At 39.8% G+C, this 3240-nt stretch carries 3 protein-coding genes; 2 read left to right on the top strand and 1 reads right to left on the bottom strand.

All coding sequences use genetic code 11. The annotated features are described in order from the left end of the window. The first annotated feature begins 321 nt into the window (after positions 1-321). Entirely contained in the window at positions 322-1596 is a 1275-nt protein-coding gene (gene gltA / locus NL42_RS17675) for a citrate synthase (RefSeq protein WP_003655451.1), read from the top strand. Between the two features lie 80 nt (positions 1597-1676). On the opposite strand, the gene NL42_RS17670 is transcribed toward gltA, so the two are convergent. Further along, entirely contained in the window at positions 1677-2162 is a 486-nt protein-coding gene (locus NL42_RS17670; protein ID WP_005310058.1) for a DUF1289 domain-containing protein, read from the bottom strand. 111 nt (positions 2163-2273) lie between these two features. Between NL42_RS17670 and trhO the strand changes: the two genes are divergently transcribed. Beyond that, the gene (trhO, locus tag NL42_RS17665) at positions 2274-3206 is read left to right on the top strand and encodes an oxygen-dependent tRNA uridine(34) hydroxylase TrhO (protein ID WP_461313749.1); all 933 of its coding nucleotides are present in this window, start codon (positions 2274-2276) and stop codon (positions 3204-3206) included. Positions 3207-3240: the final 34 nt, after the last annotated feature.

The raw sequence follows: 3240 nt of genomic DNA, 5'->3' as shown, positions 1-3240 counted from the left end.
ATTGGCATTTTCTACCTACTTATCATTTTTAATCTTAATTTTAAAATTTGCTTACAATTAGACTGATACTTCATTTTTTTTCTGCACGTTCTTGTTGAATTGACTTATTATACCATCCCGATGCAGTGATTTTACTGACTTTTTTGCTCGGGTCTTGATGACTAACTCTCTGTGAGATCGTCATTTTTTATCCATAAGTATAATTGACAAAATTTCAGTACTCACTAATCTTATAGCAAATTTTGACACCGTCTGATTCGCACATGAGAACATTAGGATTTCGGGTCAGATCAACATTCACCAGGACAGGAGATCTATTGAATGTCTGAAGCAAATGGCAAAAAAGCCGTATTACATCTTGATGGCAAAGAAATTGGATTACCAATCTACAGTGGCACTTTAGGTCCAGATGTAATTGATGTCAGCAGCATATTGAAAGAAGGTCATTTCACTTTCGATCCTGGTTTTATGGCGACAGCTGCATGCGAGTCTAAAATTACGTTCATTGATGGTGACAAAGGTATTTTATTACACCGCGGTTACCCAATTGATCAGTTAGCAACTCAAGCAGACTATCTTGAAACTTGCTACTTGCTATTAAATGGCGAGCTTCCAACTGCTGAACAAAAAACAGAATTTGATGCCAAAGTTCGCGCTCATACGATGGTTCACGACCAAGTTAGCCGTTTCTTCAATGGTTTCCGTCGTGATGCTCATCCTATGGCAATCATGGTTGGTGTTGTTGGTGCATTATCTGCGTTCTATCACAACAACCTTGACATTGAAGACATCAATCACCGTGAAATCACTGCGATTCGTCTAATTGCAAAAATTCCAACGCTTGCTGCTTGGAGTTACAAATACACAGTAGGTCAACCATTCATCTATCCACGTAATGACTTAAATTATGCGGAAAACTTCTTACACATGATGTTTGCTACCCCTGCTGACCGTGATTACAAAGTAAATCCTGTTCTTGCTCGCGCAATGGATCGTATCTTCACGCTTCATGCTGATCACGAACAAAATGCTTCGACATCTACAGTACGTCTTGCTGGTTCTACTGGTGCAAACCCATACGCATGTATCTCTTCAGGTATTTCTGCGCTTTGGGGACCTGCTCACGGTGGTGCAAACGAAGCTGTTCTTAAGATGCTTGATGAAATCGGTAGTGTAGAAAACGTTGCCGAGTTCATGGAAAAAGTTAAACGTAAAGAAGTTAAACTCATGGGCTTCGGTCACCGCGTTTACAAAAACTTCGACCCACGTGCTAAAGTCATGAAACAAACTTGTGACGAAGTTCTTGCAGCATTAAATATCAATGATCCTCAATTAGCGCTTGCTATGGAACTTGAACGCATTGCATTGAACGACCCGTACTTTGTTGAACGTAAACTTTACCCTAACGTAGATTTCTACTCAGGTATCATCCTTAAAGCGATTGGTATCCCAACAGAAATGTTTACGGTAATCTTTGCACTTGCACGTACAGTAGGTTGGATCAGCCACTGGTTAGAAATGCACAGCGCACCATACAAAATCGGTCGTCCTCGCCAGCTTTATACTGGTCCGACTCAGCGCGATATCAAACGTTAATATTCGAAAGAAAATTAATGATAAAAAAGCTGCCTTCTGGCAGCTTTTTTATTGAGATATTTTCAATTCAATTTAAAAACTTATTCTTCATCAAAGACACTTAATAAGTGATGACTAATTCCATCAGCTCTTAACCAAGCCAACTCATAACTTGCTTTAGCCAAAGCTAAAACACGCCTTTCAAATTCAACCCATATTGTTTTGACTTGAGGCTCCGAAATACCCAAACCACTTTCTGTTGCCAGATGCTTATTTTTTTCACATATTTTCAAAGCATGATAAAGCTTGCGACCTTTACTCGCCCCTTCCATCAACCGGACACGCTTACTTAAAATAAATCCCTCTACATGCTGCAAGTTCGCATGAGGCAACATAGGTACTAGGATTTGATTCAACTGATCATCTAAGCGCTTCCACACAGCCAAGCGTTGCTCTGCTGTATAAGTATTCCATTGAATCACTTCATGGTTAAAACGGCGACAACCACGGCAAACCTGATCACCAAAAACTGTTGAACAACGCCCTGCACATGGGGTGAGAGAGAGCATTCGATGATCATTACTCAAAACAAACTCCTTAAATAAACCATATACTTTTTATGGTTTTCTCGCTTATTACACATTTTCGCGCTAAAATATGCGCCTTAAATTTATATCTTAATACATTTGGAGTTTTCCATGAACGCTACTGTAGAACAGCTTGCACCTGTAGAACAGCAAGCGACCGCAGGTTGGGTTGTTGCCGCACTATATCAATTTAAAGAAGTTCAAGATCCTACAGATCTTCAGCAACGTCTATTAGACTTAGTGAAAACAATTAACCTTTGTGGAACTCTGATTGTAGCAGGTGAAGGAATTAATGGTACTGTTGCGGGCGACCGTGTAGCAATTGATAGCCTCTATCAATTTTTACTCAATGAAGGTTTTGCCTCTATGGAATACAAAGAATCCCATAGCTCTGACAAACCTTTCCGTAAAATGAAAATTAAACTTAAAGAAGAGATTGTTACTTTAGGGGTTGAAGTTAAACCCCGCGACTTAGTGGGCCACTACCTTGATCCAAAAGAGTGGAATGATTTAATTGCACGTGATGATGTGATTTTAGTCGATACGCGTAATGATTATGAGTATAAGGCGGGCACATTCAAAGGTGCAATCGACCCTAAAACTGAGACATTCCGCGAGTTTCCAGAATATGTTAAAAAAGAGCTAGAGCAACATAAAGATAAAAAAATTGCGATGTTCTGCACAGGCGGCATTCGCTGTGAAAAATCAACCTCTTTACTTCTTCAAGAAGGATTTACAGAGGTTTACCACCTTAAGGGCGGTATTCTTAAATATTTAGAAGAGACTCCTGCTGATGAAAGCTTATGGGAAGGCGAATGTTTCGTATTTGACGGACGTACTGCTGTAATTCATGGCGTTGAGGAAGGCGTAAATATTAAATGTCACGCTTGTGGTTGGCCATTAACTCCTGAAGAGTCAGCTTTAACGAGTTATGAACATGGGGTTTCTTGCGTGTATTGCATCGACAAGACAACTGAAAAACAAAAAGCTGGCTTCCGTATGCGCCAGTCGCAAATTGCAGCTGCAAAACGTAAACGTTTATAATTTTTAATGAAAAGGCATTTAGTTTTCTAAATGC

This window comes from Acinetobacter sp. GN11, assembly GCF_054823985.1.
Note: the sequence above shows the minus strand (reverse complement) of the source record. Positions and strands in the feature narration are given on the sequence as shown.